Source organism: Paenibacillus lignilyticus (assembly GCF_017942085.1).
Classification (GTDB): domain Bacteria; phylum Bacillota; class Bacilli; order Paenibacillales; family Paenibacillaceae; genus Paenibacillus_Z; species Paenibacillus_Z lignilyticus.
Window position 1 is genome coordinate 141,641 of the sequence record NZ_JAGKSP010000009.1, and the last position, 17,110, is coordinate 158,750.

The window sequence follows — 17,110 nt, forward strand, 5'->3', positions numbered from 1 at the left end:
TCGGAGCAGAAGCCAATCCGTCTCCGAACCGCCTTTTTCTACCAGATTCCCCAACGTAAACGTTTACATTTTACCGCTTAATGTTTTCTCACCACCACCGTTAGGCTAACATTTCAAAAACCACATGCCAAGCATAGCATCCACTACCAAAAACAGTCAATTAAATTTTGGTTAAAGCAACAAATAAATTTATGTTATGTTTTTATGTCGTTATGAATTTGTTATTTTGTTAGGCAACTTCGCATCTCTGGCATCATATAAATAGCCCGCCTGAATGCGTCGACGCATTCAGGCGGGCTTTAAAAGATCCCGGATATATCGATTCACATAACGGATTCCATGCTCGCAATGGGATGAGCATGGGCATCTCGAATAATAATATCGCCGTAAATCAACTTTTTCTCATACGACGAGCTCGGATTAAGAATCCGCCACAGTATCTGATCGACAGCTCTCATTCCAAGCAATTCCTTATTCACATTGACCGTTGCAAGAATCGGATAATTATCGCAAGTGTTGTCGTAGCCGGTAACGGCGCATTGTTCCGGCACCTGGATCTGAAGCTTATTCAGCTCTTCGATCAAGTACCTTGCATTCACGTCGTGCGCGCAGACGAATACCTCAGGCAGCTCTCCCAGCTTGATCTTGGAGAATAAGAGATACATATCTTGTGCGTCGGGACCGATCAACTGCGGGTCTTGATTCAATTCGATTTGATAGCTTTCCAACGTCGTACGGAAGGCAAGCCACCTCTCGAAATAGCTGGGCGCATCCTTGATGCTCCCAACATACTGGAACTTCCGGTAGCCCTTGCTGATCAACTTCGTCATGAGCTCCTGCATACAGCTGAAATTGTCGGAGAATACCGTGTCGCAATGGAGTGCCGGGTCACTGTGGTCGATCATGACGACAGGGATGTTCATTCGTTTAATATCGAGCAGAATTTGAGTCGAGACAGAGCCGATCGTAATGACACCTTGAATGGCTTCGGGCTTGAGAAGAGAAAATACATGCTCGCCGGACGGTTCGGTCAGCGTAATAATGTCCATGCCCCGTTGGCTCAATCTTGCGTTGACGCCGTCAAATACCGGCCCCCAGTAAACGGAATCCCGATTCTGATAACGCACGTTCGGAAACAGGACGACAATGGTTCCGCTCCGCTTCATGTCCTCATGCTCGTTCAGCTCTCCCGTAAACCGGGCGGGCTCATTATTTTTAAAGTATCCGAGCTGGCCTGCCGCTTTCATGATCATTTCTCTCGTTCGCTCGCTCACGCCATTCTTGCCAGATAGCGCGCGTGATACGGCAAACTTTGAAACGCCTGCAAAATCGGCGATTTCCTGGATTTTCACTTTCCCTCTCATTCGGACCAGTCCATTCTGTGCACAATTTAGGTATCTCAGCCTATTGATCGGTCTTTGAGCGCATTTCGATGAATGAGTCCAAATTTGCCGCTTGTTGTAAACCAATCATAGCAAACAGTTTGTCAAACGTAAATCAGATGTTGCGATTTGTTATGTATTTGTTTGGTCAAATAGCAAAAAGTTAACGGAATCTCCATTTGAACATACAAAAAACGACCTTGCGGACATCAGCACCGCAGGTCGTCCCTTATCGTTTCTAGTTCGCAAAGCGTAAACGATACTCCAATTACACCAGAACCAACATTAGGTAAAACAGCAGAATCGATTCTATGATTTCAGCCACGGCTCCATAGGTATCTCCCGTCAACCCGCCCAGTTTGCGGATCAGCCAAATGCAGAGAATCCATCCCGCGGCAACCGTGATACCGCCTTGCATCAGCAGCGTAACAAACGCCGATTGATATCCCGCGCTCGGCCATACAAGGAATGATCCTGCCGCCAGCAAAATGGTCACCAACAAGGCGGATGCGGGATGACGAAAGTGCACCGCTCGAAACAACGATGCCATCCCCTCGTTTGGCCTTGCGAACGGAAACGCGGCCATGGCCAGCACAATCCATAGCCTGCTCCAGGCGCAAGCCATCATCATCAGAGGGAAGAAACTGCGCCATTGAAGCTCCGATACGTTCATTACCGCTGTCAAACTGGAAAATTTAAACAAAAGCAGCAGCACCGCCGTCAATACGCCCATCGCGCCGACCCTGCTGTCTTTCATAATATCCAGCATCTTCTCGCGGGAACGGTGGCTCATCACCCCATCCGCGGTATCCATCAGCCCATCTGCATGCAGTCCGCCGCTAAGCGCAATCCAGACCGCGAGCAAAATGACGGCAGCCGGCATCGCCGGCACCGCGTCCTGAAGCAGCATGCCGGCCAGCGCTACAACACCGCCGATCACTGCGCCTACAACGGGATAGTAGACGACGCTTCGCGCCAACACCTCCGGCGTGAACGGGATCGCGACAGGGACCGGAATTCTCGTCAGCAGTTGAAAAGCGGTACCTGCAGCTTGCAGCTGTTCTTTCAGTATTCGGCTAAGCAAGTTACTCCTCCTCCAGCTGGAAAGCATGCGCCTTCAAATCGAGCGGGATGCCGGCCACCACGAGGAAAGCTTGCTGGCAGCATGCCGCAAGCTTCCGGTTCATTCGCCCCGCCTCGTCCCGAAACCGTCTTCCCAGCGGGTAGGCAGGCACGATCCCGCTTCCGACTTCGTTCGTAACCAACAGAAGCGGACCGGTGTAGGTGGTTACGGCATCAATAAGTCGATTAACCTCCGCCGAGAGCGCACCGGAATCATAGCGATAGGATTCTCCATCATTCGCATCGAATTCACCTAGTCGAAGCATCTGATTCGTCAACCATAACGTAAGACAATCGATGATAACGGCCGGACGCCTATGGTCATGATCATGGTCTCGCCCCTCTCCCACAACCACGGCTGCCGCCTCAAGCTTTACCAACAGCTCCGCCACATCATAAGGCTCCTCAATCGTTTGCCAAGCAAACCCAGACCGCTCGCGCGAAACCCGATGGTGATCGGTCCGTTCCTTCATCTCGTCATCCCATATCTGGGATGTGGCAACATAGATGCCCCGCTTGGCCAGATTCATCGCATAGGCTTCGGCGAAACCGCTCTTCCCGCTCCTAGCGCCGCCTGTTATGAATATTGCCATGTACTCCCCCACCTCTCGTTCCACCAAATTGCTACTTGTAGCTACTCGCGCGAAACACCGGCGCTCTCGAACGTCGCCATTTCACGCATCACGCGAAGTGCCGCATCTACCAGGTGGAAACAAAGCACCGCTCCTGTCCCCTCGCCCAGCCGCATATCCAAATGAATCATCGGCGATAATCCGATCTGTTCCAGCAGCTTGCGATGTCCCTGTTCTTGCGAGAGATGAGAACCGATCATATACGCCGCCGATTGCGGTGCGATTGAGGCTGCAACAAGCGCCGCTGCCGAGGAGATGAAACCGTCAATGATAACCGGGCAGCGATTGGCCGCTGCACCGAGAATGACGCCGACCAATCCGGCAATTTCAAGCCCGCCTACTTTTGCCAATGCACCAATCGGATCGGTCACAGAAGGCGTGTTACAAGCGATCGCCCGATTGACGACATCTACCTTATGCATGCGCCGCTCTTCGTTGATTCCGGTACCAAGACCTACAGCCTCATCTGCAGACATGTTGCCAAGAACAGCGCAAAGCGCAGCGCTTGCCGTCGTATTGCCAATCCCCATTTCGCCCGTGGCAAACATGCGGTAGCCGTCAGCAGCAAGCTTTTCCGTCAAATGAAATCCATCTATGATAGCCGCGAGTGCTTCATCACGCGTCATCGCCTGCTCTTTTGTCATGTTCGCGGTACCCTTGCGGGTTTTGCAGGTAATCAAGGACGGATGCACCATATCCGCATTTACGCCCATATCCACGCAGTACACATCAGCGCCGGCGCCTCTGGCAAGCACGTTCACACACGCTCCGCCCGAGAGAAAATTCAGTACCATCTGCGGCGTAACTTCAGCGGGAAAAGCGCTAATCCCTTCCTCGCATACCCCGTGGTCGCCAGCCATCACGATGACCGCCCGTTTGGATAAATCAGCCGAAATTTCACCGGTTACGCCTGCTATTTGTTTTGCGATCTCCTCCAGCTTCCCCAAGCTGCCCGGAGGTTTCGTCAAGTTGTTCAAGTGAAGCTGCGCCGCTTCTATTTGTTCCCTATTGAGAGGGTGAATCCGCTCAATTAACCCCATTAAATAAGATTCGTTTTTCATGCAAAACCCTCCTCTTCAAGTACGACTCAATCATCATTCGCCTCGACATCCCAATTCACCCGGCTGCACGCCTGATTGCAATAGAATTTGCGGAACGCCGGTATCCGGATGCGGCAGCACAATGGCTCTTGCTCCGAACACAGTTTGAATCAGCTCAGGACGAATGACTTCCGAGGGAGGCCCATACGCCTCGATGCCTCCATCATGCAGGACGAGCAACTCATCGCAGTAATGAGCGGCCAGATTCAAATCATGCAGCACGGCGATGACCGTCAGCCCCCGCTCCCGCTGCCATTTCTTCACCGTATCCAGCAGCTGCACCTGATACCCGATATCCAAGTAAGTGGTCGGCTCATCGAGCAGCAGCAGCTCCGGCTCCTGGGCCATCACTTTAGCCAAAGCAACGCGTTGACGCTCGCCTCCGCTTAGCTGATCGATTCGACGATGCTGCAGCTCCAGAAGCCCCATCGATCCAAGTGCATCATCGACCACCTCGCCACTGCCGGACGTTTCCTCACCCAGCCAGTTCTGATAGGGGAAACGCCCCATCGTAACCACCTCACGAACGGTAAAACCAACCGCCGGAAGTCCGCCTTGCTGCAGCACCGCTACCCATTTCGCCAAATCCTTGCGCTTATACGCGCCGACAACCCGATCTCTTAACAGCACATCTCCCGCGGTCGGCGGCTCCATGCCTGTCAGCAGCTGCAGCAGGGTTGATTTACCGACGCCATTAGGACCGATTATGCCGTACATTCGACCTTCCTGCATCGTGAAACTGATCTCGCGCAGTATTTGCTTATCCGCAATTCGTTTGGATAATCGCCTAGCTTCGATCATGCCTGTCATGCCTGTGAACCTCCTTGCAGCACCTTCCGCCGATAGAGCAAATAACCAAAGAACGGTGCACCGATAAGCGCCGTCACCACGCCAAGCGAAATTTCTTTCGGGCTAAGCGCGGTCCGAGCGAGCGTATCCGCCCATAGCAGATAAATGGCACCCCCTACGGCCGACAGCGGAATGATGAAGCGATAGTCGGGTCCGACCAACAAGCGAAGGAGATGAGGCACTACCAAGCCTACGAAACCGACTACGCCGGCAATGGAAACCGCAACCGCCGTCAACAAGGTAGAAACAATCAGAACGATTAGTTTCGTTCGCTCGACGTTTATGCCTAAATGAGCGGCATGCCGCTCGCCCAGCACGAATAAATTGAGATGCTGTCCATAACGGATCATGACCGGCAAACCTACGATCAGGAACGGCACAATCAATTGGACATGCTCCCAACTGCGTGCGCTTAGACTCCCCATCAGCCAGAATAAAGCTTCGTTAATTACACCTTGCGACATCGACACCATGAACGTCACGAAAGCGCCGAGAAAAGCTTGAACGATAACGCCGGACAAGATTAACGTCTCGACATTAATCGCTCCTCTTGCACGGGAAAGCGCAAATACAATAAAGAGGGTTACGATTCCTGTTGTGAAGGCGACGAGCGGAACCGTCCATAAGCCGATAACCGATTGGTAGCCGAATACAATCATGAAAGCCGCGCCAACCGAGCAGCCCGTTGCAACGCCAAGCGTGAATGGATCGGCAAGCGGATTGCGAAGTACGCCTTGAAATCCGGAGCCCGCAAGTGCCAGACAAGCCCCCACAAGCATAGCTAAGACGACTCTGGATAATCTTAGCTGAGTCACGATTGCGATATCGCTGGCCTCATAGAGACCGCTCGGATCCTCCATCCAAGGCAGCTGATGAATCAAAATTCCCCATACGCGAAGAAGTGGCAATCTGGAGGAGCCAATAGACAAACTGACGACGACAGATACGGCAAGAAGGAGCATCGCTGCTCCTCCATAAACATATAGCCTTTTTCTCATCTTACTTGAATAAGTCCGGATGCAGCTTCTTCGCTACCTCCAGCAGCCCATCGGCAAGTCGCGGTCCGACACGCGTCAACGGATCCTGGTCCACTTCAAACACTTGCTTATTCTTAATGGCATTAATTGTTGCCCAGCCCGGTCTTGTTTCAATTCCCGTTAGAATGGGATTTTTCTCACCTTCAGCAAGTGTCATGGAAGCATATATGATCTGATCCGGATTCGATTTGACGACCGACTCGGGATCAATTTCGTACCAGCCCTGCTCACTTGCAATGTTAATGCCACCGGCGAGTGTAATGAGCTCATCCAGGAACTCGCCTTTACCGACTGTCCAGCCCGGTGCGAATTCCAGGTACACATTCCGTTTCGGCGCATCTTTAACGGCATTAACAACCTGTTCCCTAACTTGCTCCATTTGAGCCGTAACCGCTGCCGCTTGCTCGTTTTTATCCAAAATTTCACCGATCTGCTTTACCTTCTCCATGACGGCGTCATAGGTCTTGGGATCCGTCGCAAACACCGGAATTTGGAGCGAGCGAAGCTTATCGACAACGGCACTTCCCATTGTATAGGAGGCGAGCACAAGGTCCGGTTTAAGCGAAACGATTTTCTCAATATCCGCGTCCATGTCACCGATCTTGGGCAGACTCTCCGCTTCCTTCGGATAGTTGGAGTAATTGTCTACGGCAACCAGAGAAGCCCCTGCATCTACGGCATAAACGATTTCCGTCTCGCTGGGCAGCAGCGAAACGATGCGCGCAGGGGCGGATTGGAACGTAAGCTCTGTGCCTGTTACATCCTTCAACGTCAGCGGATATTCGGATTTTTGTTGTTGTTGAGCCGAGTTATTTGCAGCAGCTTGCTCGGAAGCATTAGCTGCATTGCCCTCATTGCCGGCAGCTTGATTGGCATTACTCCCGCCGGAACCGCAAGCAGCCGTTAACATCAGCAAAGCAGCCATAGTCAGGGTTAAGACAATTTTAGTTAATGGCATTAATTTCGATTTCATGTGATTCATACTCTCCCTATTTTATAATTGCGTCCAATGAAAACCCGGCTATTGCCGAATGAAACAAAAAAAAGCATTTCCGACTTCGAGCGTCAGAAATGCTTATGTTCCGTAGAACATCAGCGGGCAATATACAGTTGCCCATCTCCAACACCTCCCTAAGTCCTCGTAGGTAGCGTTTAAACGGAACAGGCAGGTATCCTGACTCGAAGCATCCGTCATCAACGTCTTCCCAAACGATCCCATCGTTCAGTGACTTATCGTTGATGCATTGTCGACTACGGCGATGGACAAGCATTCTTCCATTCCGGGGCGACGCTTCTTACAGTGGCGGGTCCGTGCCGGCATTGCACCGGTCTTCCCTTTTAAGCTAAGCTTGCGTGTTTCAACGAATGGAAACGAGCACATACACTTAGCACCTGTTCGTAAACTATGAAATTGCGCTTGAGTAAATATACCATCACCTATATGGGATGTCTACATTTGGCTTCACTTCCGTAGAAATCGGTTCATTTGACCGTTTAAACGCAGCGCATTAAATACGACTGAAACGGAACTGAGCGCCATAGCCGTCCCGGCCATCCACGGCTCTATGCCGCCCACTGCCGCAAATGGGATCACAATAGAGTTATACAGCAGCGCAAAACCAAGATTTTGACGAATATTCCGGACTGTCAGTCTGCTGATTTGAAAAGCCTCATAGATACCGGTCAGCCGCGAACGAAGCAGCGTCATATGCCCGGCATCAAGCGCGGCTTCCGTACCGCCGCCCATCGCGATGCCGACATCTGCGGCTGCAAGTGCCGGCGCGTCATTCCAGCCGTCACCGGCCATAGCAATGACTCTTCCTTCCGCTTGCAGCTCGCGTATGAGCTCAGCTTTATGCTCCGGCAGCATGGACGCATGAACATTCTCCTGTGCGATACCCGTGATCCGGGCTACGTTCTTTGCTGATGAGGAATGATCGCCTGTTGCAAGCAAGATTTGAACCCCTTGGGCAGCCATTGCGGACACGGCCTCCGTTGAGGATCGTTTCACTTGATCGGTGAAAGCAAACGCACCGACACATTCCCCGTCTATAGCGGCATAGATGACCGTCTCTCCCAGTTCTTCTCGTCGACTGACGAAGCTCAGCAAAACGCGATTCATCTTCCATTCCCGCTCAGCGGCAAAACCGGCATTTCCGATTTCGACTCGCTTACTCTCAACGACAGCTTCAATCCCCTTGCCGGGAAACGCGTGATAAGCCGTTGATGCCGGGATGACCAGTCCAGCACGCTTGGCTGCCGCCTTAATCGCTGCCGCAAACGGATGCTGGGATTCCGCCTCAGCAGATGCGGCTAACCGCAGCAGCGCGCTTGGCGAGCCGGACAATGCGGATACTTCCGTTAACGCCGGTTTACCTTCTGTTAACGTGCCGGTCTTATCCAGCACGATCGTGTCCAATTGCGCCAGACGTTCCAATGCGCCGGCTTCTTTCAACACAATGCCGCGGCGGGCAAGCTTACCGGTAGCCAATACGAGCGATATCGGCGCAGCCAAACCAAGCGCGCACGGACATGCGGCCAGGAGCACAGCCAGCGCATGCAGCGAAGCCTTCCCCCAATCGCCCGGCGCAAGCCATACCAGCCAGAGAATCAGAGTGGCTATGGAAAGCAGCATCATGATCGGTACAAAAATAGCCGATAACCGATCCACTCTTCGCCCGATTGAGGACTTCGTCGCTTGCGCTTGGCGCGTCAATGCCGCAATTCGGCTTAACATCGTATCCGGCCCGATCGCCGTGACCCGAATGCGCAGCGCTTGTCCGCGAACGATCGTACCGGCATAAACTTGATCCCCGGCTGAGCGCACTACAAGCGCGCTCTCGCCGGTTAGGAAGGACTCATCCATCGTCGAATGTCCCTCCACGATGATACCGTCCGTCGGAAGCGGCTCATTCACCGCTGCAATAAGCTGATCTCCGATCCTTATTTTTGCAAGTGAAGTCTTCTCCCTGGTGCCGCCGCGAATGACGATCGCTTCATTGGTCTGGAGCGATGCGTAGCTGTCGCCTTCCTTCATGACCCGCTCCGACGCGGATGCCTCCAGCAGCTTGCCCAGCAGCACAGCGGTTATGACCACCGCCGATGTCTCAAAGTATAGCGCCCCGCCGGTCATCATCGAGATATAACTGTATGCGAAAGCAGCCGTAGTTCCTATCGCTACGAGCACATCCATGTTGGCCGTTCGCTCTCGCAGCGCGTAGAATGCCCCGAAATAGAAAGGCATCCCGATAAAGAACTGCACGATTGCCGCCAGCACAAACTGAAGCAGGGGCTCCTGAATAAGCAAAGGAACCGGAATGGCTTCCAGCCAAGCATAATGATGAACCATTGTCCATAGCAGAGGAATCGTGAATAACACGGCCACGAAGACTCGCACTTTAAGCGAGTCCAGCTCAGAAGAATTGTCGCCATCCTTCCCGTACAGGAAAGCATGAAAGCCAAGCTGACCGATTCGTTCGATAATGGATGTCGGCGACGTTTGTTCCGGTGAGAAGGTGATGTAAGCCGATTTGGCCGCATAATGAACGGATACACCGGATACGCCTGCCAGCTTGCCGACAGCCCGCTCGATGCGGGTTGCACAGGCCGTACAGCTCATGCCGTGTATTCGCAAATCAAGCGTATGGTCTCCGCGTTGCTGCTGCATAATGAACCTCCTCAATCAAACAAACTAGCTGTCCTACTCTCCACTATATGGCAGGGTTGTTCGACTCATGATATAAACAACAAAAGCACCTTCGCGCAGCAAGCGCGAAAGTGCTCTCTTGAACAACGATCTATTCTCCGGTAGCAACTTCCCCGGGCCAGCTCAGCATACCGCCGAGCACATTAACGACCTCATAGCCTTGCGCAGCCAAATAATCACAAGCTTTGCCGCTGCGATTTCCGCTTCTGCAAACCATATACAGCGGCTCCTCGAAATCATTCAATTCGCCTAGTCGTTCAATGAAGACGGAGAGCGGAATGCTTACCGCTTCTTTAATATGGCCGGATTCCCACTCATCGGGCTCCCGTACGTCGATTACGCTCAGTTTCTCGCCTTCGCGCAGCCGAGTTTCCAATTCACTTGCCGTGATTTCTCCCATTTCCTGCTATCGCTCCTTCGTGCTAGTAATGAAACCCATACTTGCATTTTACTCCTCAGCCTTGCCCAATGTCCATCCGGCGAGTGACATAAGAAGGAGCAGCATCCGCTGTACCCCGCGAAGGCTGCTCCCGATTGGCTACCATTTCGTTAAATACGTACCGCCGTGCCGCTGACGGCAACCATCAGCATGCCTTCTCGAACGACCTCATAATCGATATCGATACCGACTAACGCATTTGCGCCCAGCCGTGCAGCTTGACTTTGCATTTCACTGAACGCTACGTCGCGCGCTTCTTTCAGCTTCGTTTCGTAAGCACCTGAGCGTCCTCCGACAATATCGGTAATACTCGCAAACAAATCGCGCATGATGTTCGCTCCCATAATCGCTTCTCCGGTTACAACACCAAGGTATTGCTGAATCGGATGTCCTTCAATCGTAGGCGTAGTCGTTACTATCATTGAAATCCCTCCCAATCGATATAGTGACTCATACGTAAGACGATGAACAACGGATTCAAATCATAGAAGAAAAGGCAGGCAAGCCGTCCACTTTTCCGTCTTCCATAAATTGAATGCGTACGACTTTCTCGCTATGCTGCTCAAACCAGATGCGAACGGTAACCTCAAATTTGCGCGAGCCTTTGTTCAGCAGCAGACGAAACGTTTCCGACATCAGTCCCGCTTCCTCCACTTTTCGGCCTACATGCTTATAGTCCACAATCTCAGCATGATAACGGTGCGTCGTTTCCTTCATCGCGAGTCTGCCCCACTTCGCGTACGGCGGTTCCGCGGAAACAGGCGTAACGGCACCCAACAGCATCATGCAAGTCATCAGTAGAATAATTAACGGTCTCATTCTGCCACCTCCATAGTCTAGGCGATGGTAGAATTCCCCATTTCAAGCTCTTTCATACATGGATGGATGAGGTTACTGCTTCAACTGGAATAATCCTTTAACCACATGCTGACTTCTTGTCACGATTCGACTTGACAGCAGCAGCGCCGCACTCCAGCAGATCAGAAATCCATTCCACAGCGGGTCAAACACTCCCTTAGGCGGGTGAAGATACTTATAAGGGATGCCGTTTGACAGCAGATCGTCTCTTAAGTTAGAACCAACCCGAAGTGCAATAATAACAGCTACGATAAGGGCGAGCGAACCAAGCGCATACCATACTCGCTGCTTCTTCACCGCCCAATAAAGCAGTGAAGCGACATAGAATCCGAACAATAGAGAAGACAACGGTGCCACAACGACGATACTGACGAAATCATGTCTGTGGTGGATAACCATCATTTTAATCTTGTAAACAATCGATGTTGTGACCAGCAACACGAACCATAAAGCGATTTTCGCGCTTGGCGCCGCGAGCTTCTCTTTAACTGTATTTCGCGTCATGCCAATGAAGCGAACGTATCGGTACAGGAGCAGGAGTCCCGGTATGAACAGCCCTACTATCGAGAAGTCAATCTGCAGCTTTGAATACAACGGCGAATCGCCATGGTATTCTCGCAGAAAGGGGAACCACTCTACAAATATACCGCCAACATGCGTCCAAGCATCGACGAACATATGCGTCCAATAACCAATCAATAAAGATCCGAGAAATACGATCCATGCGCGTAACGAGTCCAGCTTCCAATCCACACACAAGCTAGACACAAACTGATCCATTCTCCCGAAGGAAGGAAGAAACTTGGGCAGTACCGGCTTGATCATATAATGAAACACAAATGCAAAGGCAATACACAAAGGCAAGCCTTGTATTAGAAAACCTAACAGCGAATGTCCAATACTCTGATAGGGTTCCATCGCCACAAAATATTCCATATCAGGCGACATGCTCCCGAGGATAAGTCCCGTAACACTTACCCATTTAGGCTTGATCCGTCTTAGTGGAACCGCAAAGAAAGGATGTGCAAAAGTAAAAGGCACGGTTATTCCAACCCGCCGAACTTATTCAATGGCCATAGACGAAAAACGGCTCGACCTTCCACGCTTGATAAGGCGATGGGGCCTAACACGCGGCTGTCTTGACTGTTTTCTCGATTATCGCCCATTACAAATACGGTGTCGGAAGGGACAGTATAGGGCATTTCCAGCCCGTTCGAGAAGGTGAGGCCTTTTATGTACGGCTCATCCAGTTGTTTATCATTCAGAATGACATGGCCATCATCGGTTATGTTAAGGACATCCCCCGGCAAGCCGATCACGCGTTTAATCAATCGCTTGTCGCTTTCAGGTCCGTTGATGATGACGATATCTCCCCGGTGCGGAGACTCGAATCTGTAACTGATTTTATCCTCAATCAATCGTTGGCCTTCCACTAATGTTTTTTGCATCGAGATATTTCTTACTTCGGTTTGGGCAAAAGCATAGTTCTGGATCAGCAGCGCGGCTACCATCGCCACTCCCAGCGTAAGAACCCAGTCCCTTACTTCTCTCGCCCACGGTTTCTTATGTGTAGGTGTAACTTCCGGTTTCTCCATATCATTCTCCTTCCAACTCGTACAGCTATCGGCTTACATAGTTCGTTTTCTAGCTAAACCTTCTTATAACTATTACGAAATTAACCATCAAATAGTTTCTTTGAAAACAGCATTTTGTAAAAAGCATTGCCCGTCCGCGGTCTGGTAGGATAAAGTTAGGAGATTAATGTACCTTTCCAAAGGAGTGAATCATCGTTGTCCGCTGACGCCAAGGCTGCACTTATACCCACTACGCGCTCCGACCATTTCATTTTCATCGTAGTTACGTTATTGTACTGGTCTACCTTATATGTCTATGTCCCCATTCTTCCGCCATTTATGAAAAGCAGCGGCTATGCCGATGTGCTGATCGGCATCGTGCTCGGCAGCTACGGCTTTACGCAGATGCTCGTCCGGTTCCCGCTTGGGCTTGCTTCCGATAAGCTTCATAAGCGTAAGCCGTTCCTTATGCTGGGCATGGTGAGCGGTGCATTAAGCTGCGTATTGTTCACGATTCCCGGTTCCTGGCTATGGCCGTTAGCGGGCCGTATGATGTCAGGCGTTTGCGCTTCCGCATGGGTTGCTTTCACGGTGCTTTACGCAGCCTACTACGCCTCCTCCGAAGCGACCAAAGCGATGAGTAATATCAGCTTCATGACCGTCTCCGGACAGTTAATCGGCATGACGCTGAGCGGCTGGCTCGCCGGCGCATACAGCTGGAATGCTGCTTTTATCGCCGGAATTGGACTCGGCGTCGCAGGGTTACTGCTCTCCTTTGCCGTTAAAGAGCCTCGCGAAGGAGTCGAACGTCCGCCAATCTCGCTGCAGCATCTGCGAGAAGTCGTTCGAACGCCGTCCCTCATCCAGGTATCGACGCTGTCGATCTTAGCTCACTGCGTGCTGTTTATTACCATGTTCGGGTTCACGCCGCTGAAAGCAACTTCCTTAGGCGCATCAAGCAGCCAGCTTACTTTAATCGTCATTGCGTTCATGGTTCCCCATGCCATCGCTTCCTTGCTGACAGGCCGAATCCTTGCACCTCGATACGGGAGCAGGAATGTGATTGCCATAGGCTTTGCGCTTAGTGCATTATGCACCATTGCCATTGCTTACTCCCCATCGCTGGGATGGCTGGCGCTTACGCAGGCGCTTAACGGCTTTGCACAGGGCATGCACCTGCCATTACTGCTCGGACTCGCCATACAGCCGTTTGAGTCCTCTAAACGCGCAACGGCGATGGGCTTCTATCAAGCCGTGTACTCGATCGGCATGTTCGCGGGCCCTTTCCTAGCCGGCTTCATCAATGAAGCCTTCGGCCGCGATTACGGATTCTGGCTGGGCGGCCTCTTCGCTCTGGCTGCACTGGCTCTTACGCTGATCTGGCGTCGCAGTCATGCTCAACAATCCGCCTAACAACAGAAAACCCTGCCGCAATCAGCGCGGCAGGGTTTTCTCATTGCCTTTAACTACATGCACTCTTCCGGATCTTCAACCTGCGCGTCCTCAATGGAGATCTTCTCGGCAACCGTATCGCGGATCACGGAAACGACGGTTTGCAGCAGATAGTTAATATCCGCTTGGCTTTGTTGGAACTCCGTAATGATTGGGATTCCATCCAGCTCATCTTGCAGCACTTCGATTTCTTTCTCGATCTTAGCGACCATATCTGCGTTCTTGAACGTTGTCTCGAAAGCAACGATTTCCTTCTGCTTCTTCTTGATTTGGGCAATCAAACCTTGAATGCGCTCATTGCCTTGGATTTGCTTCTCCGCACGTTGGAACAGCTGCACTTCTTCCGAAGTGAAGATCATCGTTGCAAGTTCTTTCGTTTTGGCCATGATATCCGCACGCACGATAATATCTTCCGTATTGAATTTCGGTACCGTACAATTCGAATCGTGGTCGTGATCGTGATCGTGGTCATGTTTATGATCGTGTTTCGCTGTTTGCTCTTTTGCCAATGGTTCCAGCTCCTCTAGTTTGTTAAGATACGGCTTCGTGTTGCGTGTATTCCGTGATGGGCTCAGCTTTGACATACCAAGTTTGAGCCTCGGTCACTCTTGCCTCTATGAATTGTCCAATCCACGCTGCCGGTCCTTCGATATGAACCAATTTATTCGTGCGCGTTCGTCCGGACAATACTTGCGCATTGTTCTTGCTCTGGCCTTCTATCAGCACTTCGACCACCTGGCCGATAGCATCTTCATTACTTTGACGGCTGAGCTCCGCGATAACGGCGTTCAGTCGCGCGAGACGTGCTTTCTTCACAGCCTCCGGAATGTTATCTTCCATATCTGCAGCAGGTGTGCCTACACGTGGAGAGTAGATAAACGTGTAAGCAGAAGCGAAGCCGACTTCCCGCATAAGGGAGAGCGTATCTTCGAACTGCTCGTCCGTTTCACCGGGGAAACCTACAATGACATCCGTAGTCATGGATACACCCGGGATCGCTCGTTTGATTTTGGCTGCCAGCTCCAGGAACATCTCTCTTGTATACTTGCGACTCATCCGTTTAAGCACCTCCGTGCTGCCGGATTGTACAGGCAGATGAATATGCTCTACGAGATTGCCCCTTGTTGCCAGTACCTCAATCAGATGATCGTCGAAGTCACGCGGGTGACTGGTCGTAAAGCGGATACGCGGCAAATCGATCTTGGCCATATCCGCCATCAAATCGCCGAACCGGTACTCGATATCGTCAAAATCCTTCCCGTAGGCGTTAACATTCTGTCCAAGCAGAGTAATCTCTTTAAAGCCCTGACGAGCCAGCTCACGAACCTCCGCGATAACATCCTCCGGACGTCTGCTTCGCTCTTTACCGCGCGTATAAGGCACGATACAGTACGTACAGAACTTGTCACAGCCATACATGATGTTCACCCAGCCGCGCATGCCTTCCCGCTTCTTAGGCAGGTTCTCGATGATGTCGCCTTCCTTGGACCATACCTCTACTACCATTTCCTTGCTAAACAGCGCATCCTGCAAAAGGTATGGAAGCCTGTGAATATTATGTGTACCGAAAATCAGATCTACGAAGCTATGCTTCTGCATAATTCGGCTGACAACCGATTCCTCCTGCGACATGCAGCCGCAAACGCCAAGAATCAGTCCCGGTTTCTCCAGCTTCAGATGCTTCAAATGTCCCAGCTCGCCGAAAACTTTATCTTCTGCATTCTCGCGAACCGCGCAAGTGTTGAGCAAGATGACATCCGCTTGCGTACGGTCATCCGTCGGCAGATAGCCCATTTGCTCGAACATGCCCTTCATGACTTCCGTATCATGCTCATTCATCTGGCAGCCGTATGTCGTAATATGATAGAGCTTGCCTTTGCCGAGCTGCAGCAGTTCCGGAGGTGTTGCCGATTCATAATGAACCTGAATAGCTTCCTTCCCTCTGCGCTTCTCGTCCTTATAGTTAGGCGCAGCGTTCACCGTTATATCTCGACCGTTTATTCGGTAGGTTGTTTTCCCGTCTTCTTCCCTCAGTACTTTCGCACCTGTGAAGTCAAAATACTTGGAGAAGTCCTTTTCGCCGCCGTTCACGGGCTTTGCTTGGCCCGCAGCCGCGTCATGCGTCTCCTTACTCACAAACCTTCACGCCCTTCCTCCATACGTGTCCATTCCAATATTATAGCAAACCCGCTGGCGATTATAAAGAAAAATGAACCTTTGTTCAACCTTGCAGCGAACAAAATGTAACAAAAAAGAGACAATTCACTTCTGCGAGTGAATGTCTCTTTTCGGTTATCGGTATAAAAAGGTTACCGGATGATCTCGGCTTGATCGCCTGTCGATGCACCTGCAGCATTCGCTTCATCCGTATCGATATGCATATCAAGCGCGAACTCCGGCGATACGCGAGCGATTACGTTCTCAAGCACAAGGCCGCGTTCGCCTTGCAAACGTACTGTCAACCGCTGCTTGTCCGCAATTCCGAAGCGCTCCGCATCACTCGTATGGAAGTGAATATGACGCGCTGCTACGATGACGCCTTCTTCAATGGTCACTTCGCCTGCCGGACCTTTTATCGTGATGCCCGCAGAACCAGCGATGTCACCGGATTCGCGAACCGGCGGATTAATCCCGAGCGTGAACGCATCCGTACGGGAAACTTCAAGCTGCGTCCGTTTGCGAACAGGACCTAGAATCCGAACTTTGCCGAAGCCTCCCTTCGGTCCGACTACCTCTACCGTTTCATTAGCTGCATATTGTCCCGGTTGAGAAAGCGGCTTGAAGACGGACAGCTCGGCACCTTGTCCGAACAGTGCCTCTACATGCTCTTGAGTAAGATGAATATGTCTGGCGGATACGCCAACGGGAACCATCATTTTCATATGCTTATAAACACCTTTCTATAACGCGTCAGGTCGATAAGAAAGGCATACAGCTCAAGGGATGAACTGTATGCCTT

General features: G+C 51.5%; 17 protein-coding genes and 1 riboswitch. Of the genes, 1 reads left to right on the top strand and 16 read right to left on the bottom strand.

Annotation, left to right across the window (positions count from 1 at the left end):
• Positions 1-323: 323 nt before the first annotated feature.
• The 13 genes from I8J30_RS20760 to lepB form a co-directional block, all read right to left on the bottom strand.
• Positions 324-1,364, bottom strand: coding sequence for a LacI family DNA-binding transcriptional regulator (locus tag I8J30_RS20760; protein WP_210661379.1), 1,041 nt, complete (start codon positions 1,362-1,364; stop codon positions 324-326).
• 286 nt (positions 1,365-1,650) lie between these two features.
• Positions 1,651-2,466 carry an adenosylcobinamide-GDP ribazoletransferase gene (gene cobS, locus I8J30_RS20765; protein WP_240548238.1) on the bottom strand — a complete coding sequence of 272 codons (816 nt, stop codon included), beginning with the start codon at positions 2,464-2,466 and terminating at the stop codon, positions 1,651-1,653.
• A gap of 1 nt (position 2,467) precedes the next feature.
• A complete protein-coding gene (locus tag I8J30_RS20770; protein ID WP_210661383.1) occupies positions 2,468-3,097 on the bottom strand; it encodes a bifunctional adenosylcobinamide kinase/adenosylcobinamide-phosphate guanylyltransferase in 630 nt (209 codons plus the stop codon).
• A gap of 41 nt (positions 3,098-3,138) precedes the next feature.
• On the bottom strand, positions 3,139-4,197 hold the full coding sequence (gene cobT / locus I8J30_RS20775; RefSeq protein ID WP_210661385.1) for a nicotinate-nucleotide--dimethylbenzimidazole phosphoribosyltransferase: 1,059 nt from the start codon (positions 4,195-4,197) through the stop codon (positions 3,139-3,141).
• 33 nt (positions 4,198-4,230) lie between these two features.
• Positions 4,231-5,046 carry a heme ABC transporter ATP-binding protein gene (locus I8J30_RS20780; RefSeq protein ID WP_338044909.1) on the bottom strand — a complete coding sequence of 272 codons (816 nt, stop codon included), beginning with the start codon at positions 5,044-5,046 and terminating at the stop codon, positions 4,231-4,233.
• Positions 5,043-6,083 (bottom strand): FecCD family ABC transporter permease, encoded by a 1,041-nt coding sequence (locus I8J30_RS20785; protein ID WP_210661386.1) that lies wholly within the window; start codon positions 6,081-6,083, stop codon positions 5,043-5,045. The genes I8J30_RS20780 and I8J30_RS20785 overlap by 4 nt, the downstream gene beginning before the upstream one ends.
• A gap of 1 nt (position 6,084) precedes the next feature.
• The gene (locus I8J30_RS20790; protein ID WP_210661388.1) at positions 6,085-7,095 is read right to left on the bottom strand and encodes an ABC transporter substrate-binding protein; all 1,011 of its coding nucleotides are present in this window, start codon (positions 7,093-7,095) and stop codon (positions 6,085-6,087) included.
• Positions 7,096-7,269: 174 nt separating this feature from the next.
• Positions 7,270-7,528, bottom strand: a riboswitch (cobalamin riboswitch).
• Positions 7,529-7,584: 56 nt separating this feature from the next.
• Positions 7,585-9,789: a heavy metal translocating P-type ATPase gene (locus I8J30_RS20795; RefSeq protein WP_210661390.1), complete on the bottom strand. Its 2,205-nt coding sequence runs from the start codon at positions 9,787-9,789 to the stop codon at positions 7,585-7,587.
• 130 nt (positions 9,790-9,919) lie between these two features.
• On the bottom strand, positions 9,920-10,228 hold the full coding sequence (locus I8J30_RS20800; protein WP_091218217.1) for a rhodanese-like domain-containing protein: 309 nt from the start codon (positions 10,226-10,228) through the stop codon (positions 9,920-9,922).
• Positions 10,229-10,377: 149 nt separating this feature from the next.
• Positions 10,378-10,689 (bottom strand): heavy metal-binding domain-containing protein, encoded by a 312-nt coding sequence (locus I8J30_RS20805; protein WP_210661392.1) that lies wholly within the window; start codon positions 10,687-10,689, stop codon positions 10,378-10,380.
• Positions 10,690-10,744: 55 nt separating this feature from the next.
• Positions 10,745-11,086, bottom strand: coding sequence for a DUF3889 domain-containing protein (locus tag I8J30_RS20810; RefSeq protein ID WP_210661393.1), 342 nt, complete (start codon positions 11,084-11,086; stop codon positions 10,745-10,747).
• A 72-nt stretch (positions 11,087-11,158) separates the two neighbouring features.
• Complete coding sequence (locus I8J30_RS20815; RefSeq protein WP_210661395.1) at positions 11,159-12,166, bottom strand: DUF4184 family protein; 1,008 nt, start codon at positions 12,164-12,166, stop codon at positions 11,159-11,161.
• Between the two features lie 2 nt (positions 12,167-12,168).
• A complete protein-coding gene (gene lepB / locus I8J30_RS20820; RefSeq protein WP_091218228.1) occupies positions 12,169-12,720 on the bottom strand; it encodes a signal peptidase I in 552 nt (183 codons plus the stop codon).
• 195 nt (positions 12,721-12,915) lie between these two features.
• On the opposite strand from lepB, the gene I8J30_RS20825 reads away from it, so the two are divergent.
• Entirely contained in the window at positions 12,916-14,112 is a 1,197-nt protein-coding gene (locus tag I8J30_RS20825; protein WP_210661397.1) for an MFS transporter, read from the top strand.
• Between the two features lie 53 nt (positions 14,113-14,165).
• Here I8J30_RS20825 and I8J30_RS20830 read toward each other — a convergent pair whose 3' ends face one another.
• From I8J30_RS20830 to I8J30_RS20840, 3 genes are all read right to left on the bottom strand, one after another.
• Complete coding sequence (locus I8J30_RS20830; protein WP_240548239.1) at positions 14,166-14,660, bottom strand: YlbF/YmcA family competence regulator; 495 nt, start codon at positions 14,658-14,660, stop codon at positions 14,166-14,168.
• Positions 14,661-14,682: 22 nt separating this feature from the next.
• On the bottom strand, positions 14,683-16,287 hold the full coding sequence (miaB, locus tag I8J30_RS20835) for a tRNA (N6-isopentenyl adenosine(37)-C2)-methylthiotransferase MiaB (RefSeq protein WP_420831243.1): 1,605 nt from the start codon (positions 16,285-16,287) through the stop codon (positions 14,683-14,685).
• 173 nt (positions 16,288-16,460) lie between these two features.
• Positions 16,461-17,033 (bottom strand): phosphate propanoyltransferase, encoded by a 573-nt coding sequence (locus I8J30_RS20840; protein WP_210661401.1) that lies wholly within the window; start codon positions 17,031-17,033, stop codon positions 16,461-16,463.
• Positions 17,034-17,110: the final 77 nt, after the last annotated feature.

Coding starts and splice junctions, on each gene's coding strand:
- I8J30_RS20760 (WP_210661379.1), bottom strand. CDS start 1,364: ATGAGAGGGAAAGTGAAAATCCAGGAAATCGCCGATTTTGCAGGCGTT.
- I8J30_RS20770 (WP_210661383.1), bottom strand. CDS start 3,097: ATGGCAATATTCATAACAGGCGGCGCTAGGAGCGGGAAGAGCGGTTTC.
- cobT (WP_210661385.1), bottom strand. CDS start 4,197: ATGAAAAACGAATCTTATTTAATGGGGTTAATTGAGCGGATTCACCCT.
- I8J30_RS20780 (WP_338044909.1), bottom strand. CDS start 5,046: ATGACAGGCATGATCGAAGCTAGGCGATTATCCAAACGAATTGCGGAT.
- I8J30_RS20785 (WP_210661386.1), bottom strand. CDS start 6,083: ATGAGAAAAAGGCTATATGTTTATGGAGGAGCAGCGATGCTCCTTCTT.
- I8J30_RS20790 (WP_210661388.1), bottom strand. CDS start 7,095: ATGAAATCGAAATTAATGCCATTAACTAAAATTGTCTTAACCCTGACT.
- I8J30_RS20795 (WP_210661390.1), bottom strand. CDS start 9,789: ATGCAGCAGCAACGCGGAGACCATACGCTTGATTTGCGAATACACGGC.
- I8J30_RS20800 (WP_091218217.1), bottom strand. CDS start 10,228: ATGGGAGAAATCACGGCAAGTGAATTGGAAACTCGGCTGCGCGAAGGC.
- I8J30_RS20805 (WP_210661392.1), bottom strand. CDS start 10,689: ATGATAGTAACGACTACGCCTACGATTGAAGGACATCCGATTCAGCAA.
- I8J30_RS20810 (WP_210661393.1), bottom strand. CDS start 11,086: ATGAGACCGTTAATTATTCTACTGATGACTTGCATGATGCTGTTGGGT.
- lepB (WP_091218228.1), bottom strand. CDS start 12,720: ATGGAGAAACCGGAAGTTACACCTACACATAAGAAACCGTGGGCGAGA.
- I8J30_RS20840 (WP_210661401.1), bottom strand. CDS start 17,033: ATGAAAATGATGGTTCCCGTTGGCGTATCCGCCAGACATATTCATCTT.